The 495-nt window shown below is 62.8% G+C and carries 1 pseudogene; it reads left to right on the top strand.

Going from position 1 to position 495, the window contains the following annotated elements:
- Positions 1–495, top strand: a pseudogene (locus AB3X98_RS42060) (cupin); the annotation flags it as partial.

Below are 495 nucleotides of genomic sequence, written 5' to 3'. Positions count from 1 at the left end.
GTACTGCGATCCTGTCGGGCTGCAATATCAGGTTGCGCCTCGGTGTAGGCCTCGTCGGTGGGGTGGCGAAGCTCGACGTGCTGTGCGACGACGAGTTTCAACTCGGCGACGATACGCGAACACTGACCGCGCCGAACGGCGTCGAGGTCAGGCTCGTCCCGGCCGAGCCTCGCATGAAGCAGCCTGTCAACAGACAGGAACTCGTGTTGTCTCGTGCGCAGGATGGGGCACCGTGGACCGTCGGTCGTGCGGGCCTGCGTTACCGCGACCTGCTGCCAAACCGGCACGGAGGTGCGTTTATCGCATCACATATTCGGATCCTCGGTGGCGGCCCCGTTCCCGATTACGTGCACTTCCACAAGATCCGTTTTCAGACGATTTTCTGCCGCAAGGGCTGGGTTCGGGTCGTCTACGAGGGGCAAGGCGATCCGTTCATTCTGGAAGCGGGCGATTGCGTGCTTCAGCCGCCGGAGATCCGGCACCGCGTGCTGGAAA

The sequence above is a fragment of the Paraburkholderia sp. BR14312 genome (assembly GCF_040948675.1).
GTDB lineage: Bacteria > Pseudomonadota > Gammaproteobacteria > Burkholderiales > Burkholderiaceae > Paraburkholderia > Paraburkholderia nodosa_A.
Note: the sequence above shows the minus strand (reverse complement) of the source record. Positions and strands in the feature narration are given on the sequence as shown.